Below are 15,800 nucleotides of genomic sequence, written 5' to 3'. Positions count from 1 at the left end.
CAAACATACAAAGGTCCAGTTATGGACCCCGTCCTGTTACAGACTGGCCTGGGAATACCCATCCTCTTCGTAGGTGTGCTATTCCTCTTGCTGGCTGTCCTCGTAGTGTTCCAATCCGTCGAAATCGTCCAGGCGTACGAGAAACGCGCGCTGACGGTGTTCGGCGAGTACCGCAAACTGCTCGAACCGGGTATCAACTTCATCCCGCCGTTCGTCTCGCGGACGTACCGCTTCGACATGCGGACGCAGACGTTAGACGTCCCGCGACAGGAAGCTATCACGCGCGACAACTCGCCGGTGACCGCCGACGCCGTCGTCTACATCAAAGTGATGGACGCCAAGAAGGCGTTCCTCGAAGTCGAGGATTACAAGACCGCCGTCTCGAACCTCGCACAGACGACGCTCCGCGCCGTCCTCGGCGACATGGAGCTCGACGACACGCTCAACAAGCGCCAAGAGATCAACGCGCGCATCCGCAAGGAGCTCGACGAACCCACCGACGAGTGGGGTATCCGCGTCGAATCCGTCGAGGTGCGCGAAGTGAACCCGAGCGCCGACGTCCAGCAGGCGATGGAGCAGCAGACCTCCGCCGAGCGTCGTCGCCGCGCGATGATTCTCGAAGCCCAGGGTGAGCGGCGCAGCGCCGTCGAGAGCGCCGAGGGTGAGAAGCAGTCGAACATCATCCGCGCGCAGGGCGAGAAGCAGAGCCAGATTCTCGAAGCACAGGGTGACGCCATCTCGACGGTGCTCCGCGCGAAATCCGCCGAGTCGATGGGCGAACGCGCCGTCATCGACAAGGGGATGGAGACGCTCGCCGACATCGGTTCCAGCGAGTCGACGACGTTCATCCTCCCGCAGGAGCTCACCTCGCTGGTCGGCCGCTACGGCAAGCAGCTGACCGGCAGCGACGTCCAAGAGCAGGCCGGCCTCGACAGTCTCGACTTCGACGAGGAGACTCGTGAGATGCTCGGCCTCGACGACATCGAGGAGATTCTCGGTCAGATCGACCAGGCCGCCGAGATGGACGTCCAGCAGCTCGAACAGGAGGCGCAGGCGGTGAAAGCCGGCGACGCCGGCGACATCAAGAGCGCCGACGAGGTGATTCAGGAGGCCAACGCCGAAGACGAGGCCGACATCAAGGACGCCGACGAGGTCATCGAGGAGACCGACGGTCCGTCGGGCGACGCCCGCGCCGCCGACGGCGACGCCGCCGACGCGAAATCCGCCGAGACGAGCGACGAGGCGGACGAAGAAGAGATGGAGTTCGACCGAGAACTCCAGTAAACGAAGCGTTTTTGTCCTCCACACCCCGAACTGGGGTAGATGTCCGACCGGGTAGACGAAGAGAAACGGGCGACGCTCCGACGGTTCGCCGCACTCGGCGCGGCCGTCCCGTTCGCTCGCCTCGACGAGACCGACGACGAGTCGCGCAGCGACGTCCGCGATGCCATCGTCGGCTATCTGTCGACGACTCCCGGCGCTCACTTCTCGAAAGTCCGAGACGACCTCCGTCTCGGAACCGGCGAGACGCAGCACCACCTCGACAAACTGCTCTCGGAAGGTGTCGTCCTCTCGCGGCGCGACGGTGACTACCGCCGGTTCTTCCCGGCTCAGCGGTTCTCCGAGTTCGAACAGGTCGCACTCGGCTACCTCCGCCGCGACACGCCGCGAAAGATGCTCCTCGAACTGCTCCGTGACCCCGACGCGACGGGCGTCCAACTCGCGGACGCCGCCGACGTCTCCACGGCGACGGTGAGTTCGTACAGAAAGCAGTTGGAGGGCGCGGGTCTACTCGCGGCGGAGAGCGGCCTCAGCGTCGAACGACCGGAGACGCTCATCATGTTGCTCGTGCGGTACGCCGACTCCTTCGGGGCCGAAACCATCGCGTTTGCGAACGAGGCCTACGAACTCGTGGAGTACAACGCGTAGCGGCGGTCGGTTTTCGAGACGGGCGTCTCTGCTTCCGTGTCGTCCAAAAATACCGTCCGAAAAGAGCGAGTGCCCGGAGGGGGGGAGGGCCGCCGTCAGCGGGGGTCGTCAGTTACAGGCTCACTTTCCACGTCGTCCCCGACGAGTAGCCCCACTTTTCGACCGTCACGTCGAAGTCCCCGTCGAGGATCGCGGTCATGTTCGCGCCGACTTCCTTCGCGCTCAGTCCCAGCTCCTCGGCGATGAGTCGCGATTTGAAGTACGTCTGCGTCGCCGCGTGGGTGCGAAGGTACCTGAGGATTCGTTGCTGCTTATCACTGAGCTCGGTGGCCGTGGTAACGCTCATATCACTGCCGTGGTGATTGGCACTAATATGGCATTTGGTACGCGAGGTTAATGTACTCACGTCCTGCGATTTACAATCGTAAAGCGAGCGTAATCGGTGGGTTCGAGCGCGGCGTGGTACGAAGGTCTAATAGTAAATATTTCGTGACTGTAAGCACCAAACTACGTTCTGGTAAGGCTGTATTTACGACCGCAAATCCGCGGTAATCTCGCATTACGTCCCGAATTCGAGGCGGTTCGAGCGACACGCGACTGTCAACGGCGAACAAATACTCAAACTACAATTCCATCAGTCCTGAGAGTCAGAAGCTTCTTAGCCACTGTCGATGCATAGAGAGACAATGGACCGTCCGGTCGAGGTCAGCGTCGTTCTTCCTGCGTACAACGAGGAACATACGATAGAGGAGACGGTGCGGACCACGCTTGAGACACTTGCAGCGTTTCTCCCCCGCGATGCCGTCGAGGTCATCGTCGCAGAGGATGGGTGCGACGACCGCACCCCGGAGATCGCCGACCAGTTGGCCGCCGAGGACAGCCGAGTTCGCCACTTCCACTCGGACGAGCGACTCGGACGAGGCGGCGCGTTAGAGCGAGCCTTCGAGGCCGCCAACGGCGAGACGTTGGTCTACTTCGACACCGACCTCGCCACCGACATGCGCCACCTCGAAGAACTGGTCGAACGCGTCCGTACCGACGGGTACGACGTGGCCACCGGTTCGCGGTGGATGCCCGACAACGTCGCCGACCGCCCCGTCAAGCGGGGCGTCCCGAGTCAGGCGTACAACGGGTTAGTTCGGCTGTTCCTGCGCTCGGAGCTTCGAGACCACCAGTGCGGCTTCAAAGCGATGAGCCGCGAAGCGTTCTACCTGCTGAAAGACGACATCAAGGACAACCACTGGTTCTGGGACACCGAACTGCTGGTTCGTGCGCAGCGGAGCGGCCTCCGAGTCGCGGAGTTCTCCGTCGACTGGGAACCGAAAGGCGACACGAAAGTCGACCTCGTCCGCGACATCTTCGGGATGGGTAGTCAGATCGGACGCACCTGGTGGGAGCTCTCGGTTCGCCCGCGAATCGACCGCCGGGTGACGATGGCCGCGGGGATCGCGCTCACGCTCGTCGCGCTCGCGCTCATGACCGTCTATCTCGACCCGCAGGAGGTGCTCGACGTGATGGGCGCGGCGGACCCCGCACTCGTGCTGTTGGCGGCCGTCGTCTACCTCGTCTCGTGGCCAATCCGCGGGCTCCGCTACCGCGACATCCTCGCGGAACTCGGCTTCCGCGAGAAGACGGGTTTTCTGACCGGTGCCATCTTCATCAGCCAGACCGGTAATCTCGTCTTCCCCGCTCGCGCCGGCGACGCCGTCCGCGCGTACGTCGTGAAGGCGCGGCGCGGTATCCCCTACCCGTCCGGATTCGCGTCGTTGGCCGCCGAACGCGTCTTCGACCTGCTCACTATCACCGTCCTCGCCGGGACGGTGCTTCTGGGTCTGGTCGCCACCGGGAACACGTCGGCGCTCGTCGAGGGTCTGCTCGGCACCGGCGGCGGAGAGGTCGGTGCCGGCAACCGGCAGGCGGGTCGGACGGCGGCCGTCGTCGCCGCGAGCGTCGGCCTCGCGGCGATACTCGCCGTCGTGGGTATCGTCGCCAGCGCCCGCTCGGACCGCAACCTCGTCCGGAGGACGCTCGGGCGGTTCTCCTCGGACTCGTACGCCGACTACGTCGCGGGCATCATCGAACAGTTCGTCGTCGACCTGCAGCGGACCGCCGGTCGCCGCGACGCGTTCGCCCGCGTCGGCGTCAGCAGCCTCGCTATCTGGGTGCTCGACGTCGTGACCGCGATTCTCGTGCTCGTCGCGCTCGGCGCGAACGCCGAGATGTCGGTCGTGACGCTCGTGGCGGTGAGTTTCTTCGCCGTCAGCGTCGGCAACCTCGCGAAGGTGCTCCCGCTGTCGCCCGGCGGCATCGGTCTCTACGAGGGCGCGTTCACCATCCTCGTGGTCGCGCTCAGCCCGGTCTCGGCCACCGTCGCCGTCGGTGCGGCGATTCTCGACCACGCGGTGAAGAACGTCGTCACCATCCTCGGCGGCGTCGCGTCGATGCTGGCGCTCAACGTCTCGCTGACCAAGGCGGTCGAAGAGAGCGCCAACGCCCGCGAGCAGACCGAGCCGATAGAGTCGGACTGAGCGTCAGTACAGCTCCGAGACGAACGGACCGAGCGCCCCCGCGACGGCGGTCGAAAGCGCCGCCTCGCGGTCGATTCGGCCGCCCGTCAGCGCGCCCGCGGCCCCCTCTCCTTCCGCGATTCCGGTGGTGCCGAGCACGTCGTCCATCACCGGACCGAGTTCCTCGCCGCCGCGGATTCGGGCGGCGACTCGCGACGGGAGGCGGACGCTCGGTCCCGCACCGCGGCCGACTCGGACGCCGTCCGTGACCGCCGCCCACATCACCAGATACAGCCCCGCCGCTCCGTCGAACGACGCGACGCCGCCTTCCAGACCGACGCCGTAGTCGTACGCCTCCCTCTCGTCCTCGCCCTTATCGTACGCCTCCCACGCCCGCGTCTCCGCGCCGGCTATCGTCTCGGTGTGGCCCCTCGGCTGTTCGGAGACGCCCGAGGAGACGGCGACTGCGTCGACCGTCGCGTCCCCGACGACAGTTTCCACCGCGGCTCTCTTGACCGGGTTCTCGCTCCCGACGACGACTCGCATACCACCGACTCCTCACGAGGAGTTATCGATGTATCGGAATCGGTGAACGAACGGGAAGCGGAGGTCAAAGTCGATGAACGAACGGAAAACGAGGGTCGGAGCCGAGAGCGCCCGTCAGTGCAGTATCTCCGCCAGCCTCTCGATGCCGTCGACGAGTCGGGGGCTCGGTTGGTTCAGAAGCGAGTCGTCGACGACGTGGACCTCCGGGTCGACCGCCCACGCCCGCTCGCCGACGACGCCCGGGTCGACTCGCTCGCCGCGGCCGCAGATGTGGAGAATCGCGTACTCCGGGTTCGCGTCGACGACGCGCTCGGCGTCGACCTCGCGGGAACGCTCGCCGGGCTCGACGAACGGATACCGACCCCCGGCGGCGACGACGGCGTCGGGGACCCAGTTGCCGGCGGCCATCGGCGGGTCAGACCACTCCTCGCAGTAGACGACGGGTCGAGGTTTGCCGGCGACCCGCTCGGCGACGGCGTCGAGGCGCGCTTCCGCGTCGGCGCGGAGGGTTTCGCCCGCCTCCGGACGGCCGACCGCTTCGCCGACGGCGATGAACGTGTCGAGGACGTCCGAGAGCGTCGCCGGTTCGACGTGGTGGACGCGGTACCCTCGGCCGTCGAGTTCGTCTCTGATCTCCCGCTGGAGCGCGTCGCTCGTACAGACCAGATCGGGGTCGAGTTCCGCGAGCCGGTCGTAGTCGGGGGTGAGCCACCCGCCGACCGCGGGAACGTCGACGTCGCAGTGGGTCGTCGCGCCGAGCAGACGGTCGCTCGCGCCTATCGCGTCGAGCGTCGCCGTCGCACTCGGTGCGAGCGACACCACGTCGGGTCGCGCCGTGTCGGGGTCGGTCATCACTCCCAGTGGGTCCCGCGAGTTCAAACCACTGGCGCAATTTTGAGTATTTTAATGTTGTGATATTCATTTACGAATGGCTGTTTGAGCGGCGAGTCGACGGAAATCGCGCCCAACACCAAACCACTTATATGAAACACCGTCCTGAAACGGACAAGGACCGCTCTGGACGCTCGGCCCACGTTCTTTGGCCCGTCTCGACCCGGAGCAGTAGCCGTCTCACACAATGAGCGAACGGACGTACACCAGACGAACGGACGAACAGGAGAGAGAGAAACCCGAGAGCGACGAATCGGTGCGGTGTCCGGAGTGCGGCGGACACGTCGTCACCGACACCGAACACGGCGAGACGCTCTGCGAGGACTGCGGCCTCGTCGTCAGCGAGGACTCCGTCGACCGCGGCCCCGAGTGGCGCGCGTTCGACGCCCGCGAGAAGGACCAGAAGTCCCGCGTCGGCGCGCCGACGACGAACACGATGCACGACAAGGGGCTGTCGACGAACATCGACTGGCGGAACAAGGACGCCTACGGCAACTCGCTCGGCTCCCGACAGCGCCAGAAGATGCAGCGACTCCGCAAGTGGAACGAGCGCTTCCGCACCCGCGACTCGAAGGAGCGCAACCTCAAACAGGCGCTCGGCGAGATCGACCGCATGGCGTCGGCGCTCGGGCTGCCGAAGAACGTCCGCGAGACCGCGTCGGTCATCTACCGCCGCGCGCTCGACGAGGACCTGCTCCCCGGCCGCTCCATCGAGGGCGTCGCCACCGCCTGCGTCTACGCCGCCGCGCGGATGGCGGGCGTCCCCCGCAGCCTCGACGAGATCGCCGACGTCTCCCGCATCGAGAAGAGCGAGGTCGCCCGGACGTACCGCTACGTCGTCCGCGAGCTGAAACTCGAAGTGAAGCCCGCCGACCCCGAACAGTACGTCCCGCGCTTCGCGTCGTCGCTCGGGCTCTCCGAGGAGGCCGAGCACCGCGCCCGCCAGTTGCTCAAGAACGCCAAGGAGAAAGGCGTTCACTCGGGTAAGTCGCCGGTCGGACTCGCCGCCGCCGCCGTCTACGCCGCGGCGCTTCTGACCAACGAGAAGACGACGCAAGCCGCCGTCTCGGACGTCGCCGACATCAGCGAAGTCACCATCCGCAACCGCTACCACGAACTGCTCGAAGCCGAAGACGGCGTCGGCGTCGCGTAACTCGGGGTTCTCTTTTCGGTCAATCGCGCCAGTACGTCCGCGTCAGGAGGACGAGCACGGGGATGATCTCGATACGGCCGACCCACATGAGCACGACCATCACTAGCTTCGTCGTCGCCGGGAACTCGACGTAGCTGCCGAACGGCCCCGCGAGGCCGAACCCGGGACCGATGTTGAGAAACGTCGCGGCGCTCGCGCCGAGCGCCTCCAGTTCGGTGAGCGAGAGACCGACGCGGGCGGCGTCGACGATGACGAACACCGTCGCGCAGGCGAAGATGACGAGGTTCAGCATCGTGTAGGCGTACATCTGCCGGATACTGTCCTCGTCGACGATGCCCTCGTCGAGCCGCACCGGACGAACCGCGCTCGGGTGGACCGCGGTGAAGATGTCCCGACGGAGCGACTTCACGATAACGAGCCACCGGAGTAGTTTTATCGAACAGGTCGTGCTGCCGACCATCCCGCCGAAGAACATGCAGAGAAAGAGCACGTTCTTCGCCGACGGCGACCAGAGGTCGAAGTTCGTGCTCGCGTAGCCCGTCGTCGTCAGGATGGAGACGACCTGAAACGTCGCGTGGCGGAGCGTCTCCTCTATCGAGTACTGCTGGTGAGGTTCGACGAGCAGCAGGCCCGCGACGAGAAGCGAGAGGAACGCGACGATGCCGACGTAGACGCGGAACTCCTCGCTCCGAAGCGGAGCGTCGTACTTGCCCCGCGTGACGCGGTAGATGATGACGAAGTTCGTCGCGCCGACGAACATCACGGGGACGTACGCCCACTGGACGGCCGGCGAAAACGCCGCGATGCTGTCGGCGCGCGGCGAGAAACCGCTCGTCGAGATGCTCGTGAACGCGTGGTTGACGGCGTCGAACAGCGTCATCTCGGGTGCGAGCCCCGCGAGGTGGAGCGCGTACACCCCGGCGACGGCCGCCACGGTCAACCCCAGATACAGCGTCCCGAGCAGGCGGGCGGTCCCCTCGATGCGCGGCGTCAGTTTGCGGACGCTCGTCGTCGCCGTCTCCGTCTCCATCAGCTGCGCGCCGCCCACCGACAGTTCCGAGAGGACGGCGACGGCGATGACGAGAATCGAGAGACCGCCGAGCCACTGGATGAGCGACCGCCACAGCATGATGGGGCGGGAGTGGGCGTCGAAGTCGACGATGACCGTCGCCCCCGTCGTCGTCGTCCCGCTCATGCTCTCGAACAGCGCGTTCACCGGGTCGGCGATGACGCCGTTGCCGGCGAGCACGAACGGAATCGCGCCGACGACCGGGAGGACGAGCCACGTCAGCGCGACGATGAGATACCCCTCCCGGGTTCCCGGTTCGGTGTCGGAACTGACTCGTTCGAGCGGTGCGCCGACGGCGACGACGAGGGCGAGCGTCACGGCGAACGGCATCACGTCGACGCCCTCGTACAGCGCGAACAGCAGCGGAATCGCCAGCGGCACCGAGAGATACTTCGTTATCTTGCCGATGAGTGCGAGACTCCCCCTGACGTCGACGCGGAGCGTCGAGAGACCGAAACTGGACAACGTCGGGCGGGACACGACTGCGAGAGGGTCGCCGATTCCCATGAGTTCACCGGTCGGTTCCGAGCCGAACTCGGCGAACTGCCGCCGCGCGTCGCCCGCTCGGTTCCGCTCACGGACTGCGACGGACCCCAAACACTACATAACAACGAGCTCACAGGTAAGTCGTGCAGACAGAACACGTCCATCGACTCGGCGACGCTGCGGCGATGGACGACGTGGATACGGGGTCCGTCGAACTGGTGGTCACGTCGCCGCCGTATCCGATGATTTCGCTGTGGGACGACCTCTTCTCCGCGCGCGACCCGCGCGTCGCCGACGCGCTGGCGGCGGGCGACGCCGACGCCGCCTTCGAGCGGATGCACGCCCAACTCGACGCGGTGTGGGACGAAATCGTCCGCGTGCTCGCTCCGGGCGGCGTCGTCTGCGTCAACGTCGGCGACGCCACGCGGTCGATAGGGGGAGCGTTCCGACAGTTTCCGAACCACTCGCGGGTGCTGTCGGCGCTCCGAGAGCGAGGACTTCGTCCCCTCCCGGACGTGCTCTGGCGGAAGCCGACGAACCGCCTGACGAAGTTCATGGGTTCGGGGACGTTACCGCCGAACGCCTACGTCACGCTCGAACACGAGTACATCCTCGTGTTCAGGAAGGGCGGTCCCCGCGAGTTCGAGGCGGGCGACGACTGCCGATACGAGAGCGCCTTCTTCTGGGAGGAGCGAAACGAGTGGTTCTCGGACCTCTGGACGCTCACCGGCACCGACCAGACGCTGGCGGCGCCCGGCGACGGCCGCGAGCGCTCGGCGGCGTTCCCCTTGGAACTGCCGCTCCGGCTGGTCCGCATGTACTCGGTGTACGGCGACACCGTGCTGGACCCCTTCCTCGGGACCGGAACGACGACGTTGGCCGCGATGCTCGCGGGGCGCAACTCGGTCGGCTACGAACTCGACGCGACGGTGCTCGAGGCGTTCGACCGCCGCCTCGACGGACTCGCCGAGCGGTCCCGAGAGCGGACCCGAGAGCGGGTCGCCCGCCACGAGTCGTTCGTCGCCGAGACGGACGCGGAGGTCGCCTATCGCGCCACCAACTACGACTTCCCGGTCGTGACGAAACAGGAACGAGACGTTCGACTGTACACGGTCTCCAACGTCGACGTGGTCGACCGAGTCGAAGACGGGCGTCGGTACGTCGTCTCGCACGTTCCCTACGAGAGTTAACCTCGGACACCGTCCGTGCTCGGACTTCGGACAACGGGTCCATTTTTGACCTCGGCGACCCGTGTGAGCGCATGGAGTTCGACTCGTTCACGCTGGCGGCCAGTACGGACGACCTGGGACCAGCGCAGGAACTGGCCGTAGTGCGAGAACACGCCGATATCGTCGAGTTCCGGTTGGACCTCGCGGGGGACCCGCTGGAGGCGCTCGACGACTACGACGGCGACCTCCCCGTACTCGTGACGAACCGCCCAGAGTGGGAGGGTGGAGAGGCGTCGGACGACGGCCGACTGGCGACGCTCGAAGCGGCGTTCGACCACGACGCCGTCGTCGCCGTCGACGTCGAACTCGCGGCGCTCGGCCCTCACGGACCGGACGTCCCGAGCGCCGTCGACCTCCGCTCGACCGCCAGAGAACGCGGCCTCACCGTCGTCACGTCCGTTCACGACTTCCGGAAGACGCCGGCGATGGACAACCTGCGGAGCCTCCTGTCGGCGGCGTGCGAGGCGGGCGACGTCGGGAAACTGGCGGTGACGGCCGCGGACCGCGCGGACAGCCTCGCGCTGCTCTCGGTGACCCACGAGGCGACGGCGGCCGGTCACCGGGTGGCGACGATGGCGATGGGCGAACCGGGCCGCCACACGCGCGCCGTCGCGCCGGTGTACGGGTCGAAAATCGGCTACGCGCCGCCGCGCGCCGAGAACGCGACCGCTCCCGGACAGTACGACCTGCAGACGCTCGCCGAGTTGGTGCGACGGCTCTAACCGCGTCGCCAGCGAGCGGAGGCGTCTCACTGGGCGAACCAAATATCAAAAAGTAAGTATTTACACCCGGTCAGAAGTTCGCGTAGAACCCACTAACTTATGCCTCGTGGCTCTGGACGTTGGGGCCATGACCGACACACCCCGGCGCGCGCTCGTCGCCGCCGTTCTCGGGACTGTGTTCGCCACCGTCGGCATCGCGGGCGTCGCCCACCTCTACCTCCGGCGGTGGCGTCGCGGCGTGGGTTGGTTTCTGTTCGTCGGCGGCAGCGCCGTCGCGCTCGTGTTCGCGCTGAACCCCTCGACGCTGTCGATGTCGGCGGTGCTCGCGGAGCCGGTCGCGGCGCTCGCGTCTGCGAGCGTCGAACCCGCGGCCGTCTACCCGCCGCTTCTGGTGCTCCTGGGTCTCAGCGTCTACGACGCCTGCCGCATCGCCGTCAAGCCGGCCGCGTCGAGTGACGCGGACGTCGCCTGTCCGGTCTGCGGTTATCCGCTCGACACCGAACTGGAGTTCTGTCACTGGTGTAGCTCGGCTATCGTGTGGTCCGAACCCGGCGCCGAGTCGGAGCGCTGACCGCTCTCAGGCTTCGAGTATCTCGTCCGTATCGATCTCGGGAACGACGAGCGTGCCGTCAAGCGCCGTCACCGCTCGTCCGCCGACGCGGACCTCGTCGCCGACGCGAACCCGAACGCGACCCGGTCTGTCGACGAACTCGCCCTGCTCGAACTGCATCTCGTCGGGGAGCGTGTCGAACGCGCCGACGTGTTCGAGGTACGCCCCGCACGCGCCGCTGGCGGTCCCGGTGACGGGGTCCTCGGGGACGCCCGCGCCGGGCGCGAACATCCGCGCGTGCAGCGTCGATTCGGCGTCTAACGTATCGAAGCAGAACAGGTAGACGCCGGTCGCGTCGTGTTCGTCGGCCAGTGCGGCGACCGCGCCCATGTCGGGCGTCGCGCCGCCGACCGCGTCGAGGAAGTCGACGCCGAGGACGAGAAACGGGAGGCCGGTGGAGGCGACGGCCGCCGGGAGTTCGTCGGCGACCGCCCGAAACGACTCGACGGGGACGCCGAGCGCCTCGCTCGCGCGCTCGTAGTCGACGTCGACCGGTCGGACGGTCGGCTGTGACTGCGTCATCCAGACGACGCCGTCGTCGGTGAGCTCGATTTCGAGGTCGCCGACGTTCGTTTCGAGCGTGTGAACGCCCGCGTCGAGGACGCCCTCCTCGGAGAGATGCGCGTGCGCCGCGACGGTCGCGTGACCGCAGAGGTCGACCTCCTGCGTCGGCGTGAAGTAGCGAACGCGTCGGTCTGCGCTCTCCGAAGGGCGGAGAAACGCCGTCTCGCTCACCGACAGTTCGCGGGCGACCGCCTGCATCTGTTCGACCGAGAGGCCGTCGGCGTCGGGGACGACGCCGGCGGCGTTACCCGCGAGCGGTTCGGTAGTGAACGCGTCGACCAACAGCGCGCGACGAGTGTCCATGCGCCCACCACCGGCCGGGGGACAAAGAAAGTACCAGTCGGCGAGTGTCGGTGCTGACGGCGACGCACCGACGGTCCCGCGAGGACGAGTAGACGGCCCAGCGCGGCCTCGGGGTCGTCCGTCGGGAACTCGCGCGGAGAAACGCGCTAAAATAGTATCCTGCGGTGTTACCTCAGCCGTCTCCGCCGCGACGGGTTACGCCGCCGTATCGGTCGACTCGTTCGTGCTCGTCTCCGTGGTAGTCGGTTCGGACGTGGTGGTCGTGGTTTCAGTCGTCTCGGTCGACGTCGACGTGGTAGTCGTGGTTTCGGTCGGCGTCGACGTGGTGGTCGGCGTCGACGTGGTGGTCGGTTCGGACGTGGACGTCGCGGTTTCGGTCGTCTCCGTCGGCGTCGACGTCGCGGTCGACGTTGACGGCGAACCGCACGCTTCGACGCTCTCGGTTATCGCCGAGGTCTCCTCGTCCTCGACGGGCACCGACTCGCCGGTGTCGCTGCGGACCGCCTCGGTGACCACGTAGTACTGGTCACCTGCCGACCCGCCCAAGTCGAGGTCGATGGTAGTCGACTCGCCGGGACCGAGTTCGACGTTACCGCTCGTCCCCGCCTCTTGGACGGTGTAGCTGTACGTCACCGCGAACTCGTTGGGGTTCGAGACGGTGAGTTGACCGCACTGGTTCGAGCTGTCCTGAATCGACTGCACCGACGGCGACGTGGAGGTCGTCGTCTCGGTCACTACGGGCGAACTCGTCTCGGTCGGCGTCGAAGTCGTAGTGTCGGTCGGCGTCGAAGTCGTGGTGTCGGTCGGCGTCGACGTCTCGGTCGTCTCCGACGGAGCACAGGCCTGCACGCTCTCGGTTATCGCCGAGGTCTCCTCGTCCTCGACGGGCACCGACTCGCCGGTGTCGCTGCGCACTGCCTCGGTGACCACGTAGTACTGGCCCTCGGCGACACCCAGGTCGAGGTCGATGGTGGTCGACTCGCCGGGACCGAGTTCGACGTTACCGCTCGTCCCCGTCTCTTGAACGGTGTAGCTGTACGTCACTGCGAACTCGTTGGGGTTCGAGACGGTGAGCACACCGCACTGGTCCGAACTGTCCTGTATCGGCTGGACTGTCGGCTGTTCGGTCGTCGTCTCGTCGGCGTCGTTCGAACCGCCGGCGTTAGCGGAGTCGTCGGTACCGCCGTCGCCGCCGGCGTCGTCCGTTTCAGCGTCGTCAGAACTACCGGCGCTGCTGTCGTTCGTAGCGGTCGTCGGGGACTCCGTCGTCGCGTTCGTCGCATTCGTCGTCGTCGCGTTCGCCGTCGTCGCGTTCGTCGCGTTCGGCGTCGTCGCGTTCGTCTCGTTGGTGACTACCTCGGTGCCGGCGTCGCTGCTCGAATCGTTGACCGGGGAGAGCGACCCGGCGTCGAACTGCGACGCGAAACCGGAGCCGATGGCTATCGCGCCCAGGGCGACGACGAGGAGCACCACCAGTGGTACGTACTGTCGTTTGGAACCAGGGTCGGGCATTGCCTGCGGCAAGAACTAGTACCCCCTTTGTTATGGGCAGCCGTTCGATTGTTTCGGCCGTATGGGTCGGCATACTGTTCTGATAAGCCGACCGTACGACCGCCGGACCGAACCGCGATTGCGCGCAGTTCGAATCGCGCCGAACGCTTTTACTCGAAGCGGCCGTAGTGTGAACGAAATGACGAGAACAGCGACGCGCGGAGATGACAATCGATGAATATGCTCGTCGACGGCGAGTGGACCACCGACGCCTACGAGTCGACCAACGACGAGGGGGAGTTCGACCGACAGGAGACGTCGTTTCGGGACCGAATCCGAGACGACGAGGACGCGACGTATCCCGTCGAGGCGGGTCGGTACCATCTCTACATCTGCCGGGCCTGCCCGTGGGCGCACCGAGCGGCGATGACGCGCTCGCTTCTGGGACTCGAACACGCCATCTCGCTCTCGTTGACCGAACCCGTCCGCATCGACGACGGCTGGGAGTTCTCCGAACAGTTTCCCGACCCGCTGTACGACGAACCGTATCTGCGAGACGTCTACGTCCGCGCGGACGACGAGTACACCGGCCGCGTGACGGTGCCCGTTCTCTGGGACCAGAAGGAAGAAACCATCGTCAACAACGAGTCCGAGGAGATAATGCGGATGCTCGACACGGAGTTCGGCCGTCTCGCCGAGCGCAACGTCGACCTCTACCCCGAAGGGTACCGAGACGAAGTCGACCGGCTCATCGACGACATCTACGAACCAATCAACAACGGCGTCTACCGCGCCGGGTTCGCCGACACGCAGGACGCGTACGACAGCGCCGTCGACGACCTGTTCGACGCGCTCGACCACTACGAGAGCGTTCTCGACGACCAGTGGTATCTCGCCGGCGACGTGCTCACCGAAGCGGATCTGGCGATGTTCGCCACGCTGGTCCGCTTCGACCACGTCTACCACACTCACTTCAAGTGTAACCGCCGGGCGATTCACGAGTATCCGAACCTCTGGAACTACGCGAAGGAACTGTACCAGCTGCCCGGAATCGCGGACACGGTGAACCTCGAACACATCACCGAACACTACTACCGGAGCCACGGCGACGTGAACCCCAAGCGATTGGTCCCCACCGGGCCGGACATCGACTTCTCGGAACCGCACGACCGGGACCGTCTCGCGGGGGGACCACCGGACGCCCTGTTCGAGTAGTTTTTTCGCACAGTCAGTTTTTGGAGAAACACTCTCGAACGTGACGTTCGCCGAAACCTTTCGAGGCTTCGTGCTGAGTTCTCACTGGGAGAACACACGTGATGAACAACCGACGAGAGACGATAGACGAAGCGAAGCGCGTCGCCCGTACGCTGTTCGACGAGGAACTGACCGAGTCGTCCGACGGCGATTCGAACGCGGAGTCGGAGCCGTTCGACGTCGAACGGTTCCTCCGAACGCTCGCGGGGCAGGACACAGAACAGAGTCGCGAGCGACGGACGGGGAAACAACTGGTCGCGGGTTCGCTCGTCGCCCTCGGCGTACTCCGTCGACTGGCCAGAGACGAACGAGTCGAGCGGTTGCTGGCGGAGACGAGCGTCACGGAACGGGAAACCGAAGCGGAACCGACGCCCGAGGAGTCGTTCGAGTCGCGGTCGGTCGTCGGGACGCTCCTGCGACTGCTCGCGTTCGCGGTGGTCGTCGCCGTCGTCGCCTTCGCCGTGCGAAAGCGCCGTACGGGAGGCGACTCCGAACCCGACGCGACCGAACGCGACATCACGGAGACGAACGTCGCCGAGGAGGACGTGATGGGAGCGAGCGCCGCCGAGGAAGCGGACGTCGACGAGATGGTCGACGCCGTCGAGGACGACGAGGGCGACATCTCGCCCGAACCCGGCGAGACGGTCGTCGAAGACGACGTCGTCGAGGCGGCGACGAACGAGGACGAAAGCGAGGGCGAGGACGAAATCGGAGACGACGACGAAAGCGAGGGCGAGGACGAAATCGGAGACGACGACGAAAGCGAGGGCGAGGACGAAATCGGAGACGACGAAAGCGAGGGCGAGGACGAAATCGGAGACGACGACGAAAGCGAAGACGAAGGTGAGCACGGCGACCAGACCGCCGGTGAGGCTGCACTGGAGACGGAAGAGTCGGACGACGAGACCGAGGGAGAGGAGAGCGACGCCGAGTCAGATTCGGGCGGTACCGAGGGCGAGTCGCCGCTCGAAGGCGACGGGGAAGCGACGAACGAGTCGCCCAACCAGTGAGCGCGTCGGCGACGCGTCCTCGCACGGCCACGGAGC

Annotated in this window: 15 protein-coding genes; 9 read left to right on the top strand and 6 right to left on the bottom strand. The window is 66.2% G+C overall.

Annotated elements, in window-relative coordinates; all coding sequences use genetic code 11:
* Positions 1-21: 21 nt before the first annotated feature.
* Entirely contained in the window at positions 22-1,284 is a 1,263-nt protein-coding gene (locus FCF25_RS10495; protein ID WP_117592308.1) for an SPFH domain-containing protein, read from the top strand.
* Between the two features lie 39 nt (positions 1,285-1,323).
* Positions 1,324-1,929: a winged helix-turn-helix transcriptional regulator gene (locus FCF25_RS10490; protein ID WP_117592310.1), complete on the top strand. Its 606-nt coding sequence runs from the start codon at positions 1,324-1,326 to the stop codon at positions 1,927-1,929.
* 112 nt (positions 1,930-2,041) lie between these two features.
* Here the strand turns inward: FCF25_RS10490 and FCF25_RS10485 are convergent, their stop codons facing one another.
* Positions 2,042-2,275, bottom strand: a complete 234-nt coding sequence (locus tag FCF25_RS10485) for a hypothetical protein (protein WP_117592312.1) — start codon at positions 2,273-2,275, stop codon at positions 2,042-2,044.
* 325 nt (positions 2,276-2,600) lie between these two features.
* Between FCF25_RS10485 and FCF25_RS10480 the strand changes: the two genes are divergently transcribed.
* Positions 2,601-4,457 (top strand): flippase-like domain-containing protein, encoded by a 1,857-nt coding sequence (locus tag FCF25_RS10480; protein ID WP_137048643.1) that lies wholly within the window; start codon positions 2,601-2,603, stop codon positions 4,455-4,457.
* Positions 4,458-4,460: 3 nt separating this feature from the next.
* Here FCF25_RS10480 and FCF25_RS10475 read toward each other — a convergent pair whose 3' ends face one another.
* Both FCF25_RS10475 and FCF25_RS10470 read right to left on the bottom strand, forming a co-directional pair.
* Complete coding sequence (locus FCF25_RS10475) at positions 4,461-4,982, bottom strand: DUF84 family protein (RefSeq protein ID WP_117592315.1); 522 nt, start codon at positions 4,980-4,982, stop codon at positions 4,461-4,463.
* Between the two features lie 114 nt (positions 4,983-5,096).
* Positions 5,097-5,834 carry a cobalamin-binding protein gene (locus tag FCF25_RS10470; protein ID WP_137048641.1) on the bottom strand — a complete coding sequence of 246 codons (738 nt, stop codon included), beginning with the start codon at positions 5,832-5,834 and terminating at the stop codon, positions 5,097-5,099.
* A gap of 226 nt (positions 5,835-6,060) precedes the next feature.
* Between FCF25_RS10470 and FCF25_RS10465 the strand changes: the two genes are divergently transcribed.
* Positions 6,061-7,026 (top strand): transcription initiation factor IIB family protein, encoded by a 966-nt coding sequence (locus FCF25_RS10465; RefSeq protein ID WP_137048639.1) that lies wholly within the window; start codon positions 6,061-6,063, stop codon positions 7,024-7,026.
* 19 nt (positions 7,027-7,045) lie between these two features.
* Here FCF25_RS10465 and FCF25_RS10460 read toward each other — a convergent pair whose 3' ends face one another.
* A complete protein-coding gene (locus FCF25_RS10460; protein WP_137049395.1) occupies positions 7,046-8,602 on the bottom strand; it encodes a TrkH family potassium uptake protein in 1,557 nt (518 codons plus the stop codon).
* 122 nt (positions 8,603-8,724) lie between these two features.
* Here FCF25_RS10460 and FCF25_RS10455 point away from each other — a divergent pair, with 122 nt between their 5' ends.
* The 3 genes from FCF25_RS10455 to FCF25_RS10445 all read left to right on the top strand — a co-directional run bounded on the left by FCF25_RS10455 (position 8,725) and on the right by FCF25_RS10445 (position 11,103).
* Positions 8,725-9,771, top strand: a complete 1,047-nt coding sequence (locus FCF25_RS10455) for a DNA-methyltransferase (protein ID WP_394347877.1) — start codon at positions 8,725-8,727, stop codon at positions 9,769-9,771.
* 71 nt (positions 9,772-9,842) lie between these two features.
* The gene (locus FCF25_RS10450) at positions 9,843-10,532 is read left to right on the top strand and encodes a type I 3-dehydroquinate dehydratase (RefSeq protein WP_137048637.1); all 690 of its coding nucleotides are present in this window, start codon (positions 9,843-9,845) and stop codon (positions 10,530-10,532) included.
* 127 nt (positions 10,533-10,659) lie between these two features.
* Positions 10,660-11,103, top strand: coding sequence for a zinc ribbon domain-containing protein (locus tag FCF25_RS10445; RefSeq protein WP_137048635.1), 444 nt, complete (start codon positions 10,660-10,662; stop codon positions 11,101-11,103).
* A gap of 6 nt (positions 11,104-11,109) precedes the next feature.
* On the opposite strand, the gene FCF25_RS10440 is transcribed toward FCF25_RS10445, so the two are convergent.
* The gene (locus FCF25_RS10440) at positions 11,110-12,009 is read right to left on the bottom strand and encodes a PhzF family phenazine biosynthesis protein (protein ID WP_137048633.1); all 900 of its coding nucleotides are present in this window, start codon (positions 12,007-12,009) and stop codon (positions 11,110-11,112) included.
* A gap of 195 nt (positions 12,010-12,204) precedes the next feature.
* On the bottom strand, positions 12,205-13,521 hold the full coding sequence (locus tag FCF25_RS15630) for a hypothetical protein (protein WP_168191236.1): 1,317 nt from the start codon (positions 13,519-13,521) through the stop codon (positions 12,205-12,207).
* Positions 13,522-13,734: 213 nt separating this feature from the next.
* Between FCF25_RS15630 and FCF25_RS10430 the strand changes: the two genes are divergently transcribed.
* Positions 13,735-14,715 (top strand): glutathione S-transferase family protein, encoded by a 981-nt coding sequence (locus FCF25_RS10430; RefSeq protein WP_137048631.1) that lies wholly within the window; start codon positions 13,735-13,737, stop codon positions 14,713-14,715.
* A 101-nt stretch (positions 14,716-14,816) separates the two neighbouring features.
* Positions 14,817-15,764: a hypothetical protein gene (locus tag FCF25_RS10425; RefSeq protein ID WP_137048630.1), complete on the top strand. Its 948-nt coding sequence runs from the start codon at positions 14,817-14,819 to the stop codon at positions 15,762-15,764.
* Positions 15,765-15,800: the final 36 nt, after the last annotated feature.

It is taken from the genome of Haloprofundus sp. MHR1 (genome assembly GCF_005155585.1).
In the GTDB taxonomy this organism is placed as follows: Archaea; Halobacteriota; Halobacteria; order Halobacteriales; family Haloferacaceae; genus Haloprofundus; species Haloprofundus halophilus.
The sequence above is the reverse complement of the archived record's forward strand: the minus strand, read 5'-3'. Positions and strand labels throughout refer to the sequence as shown.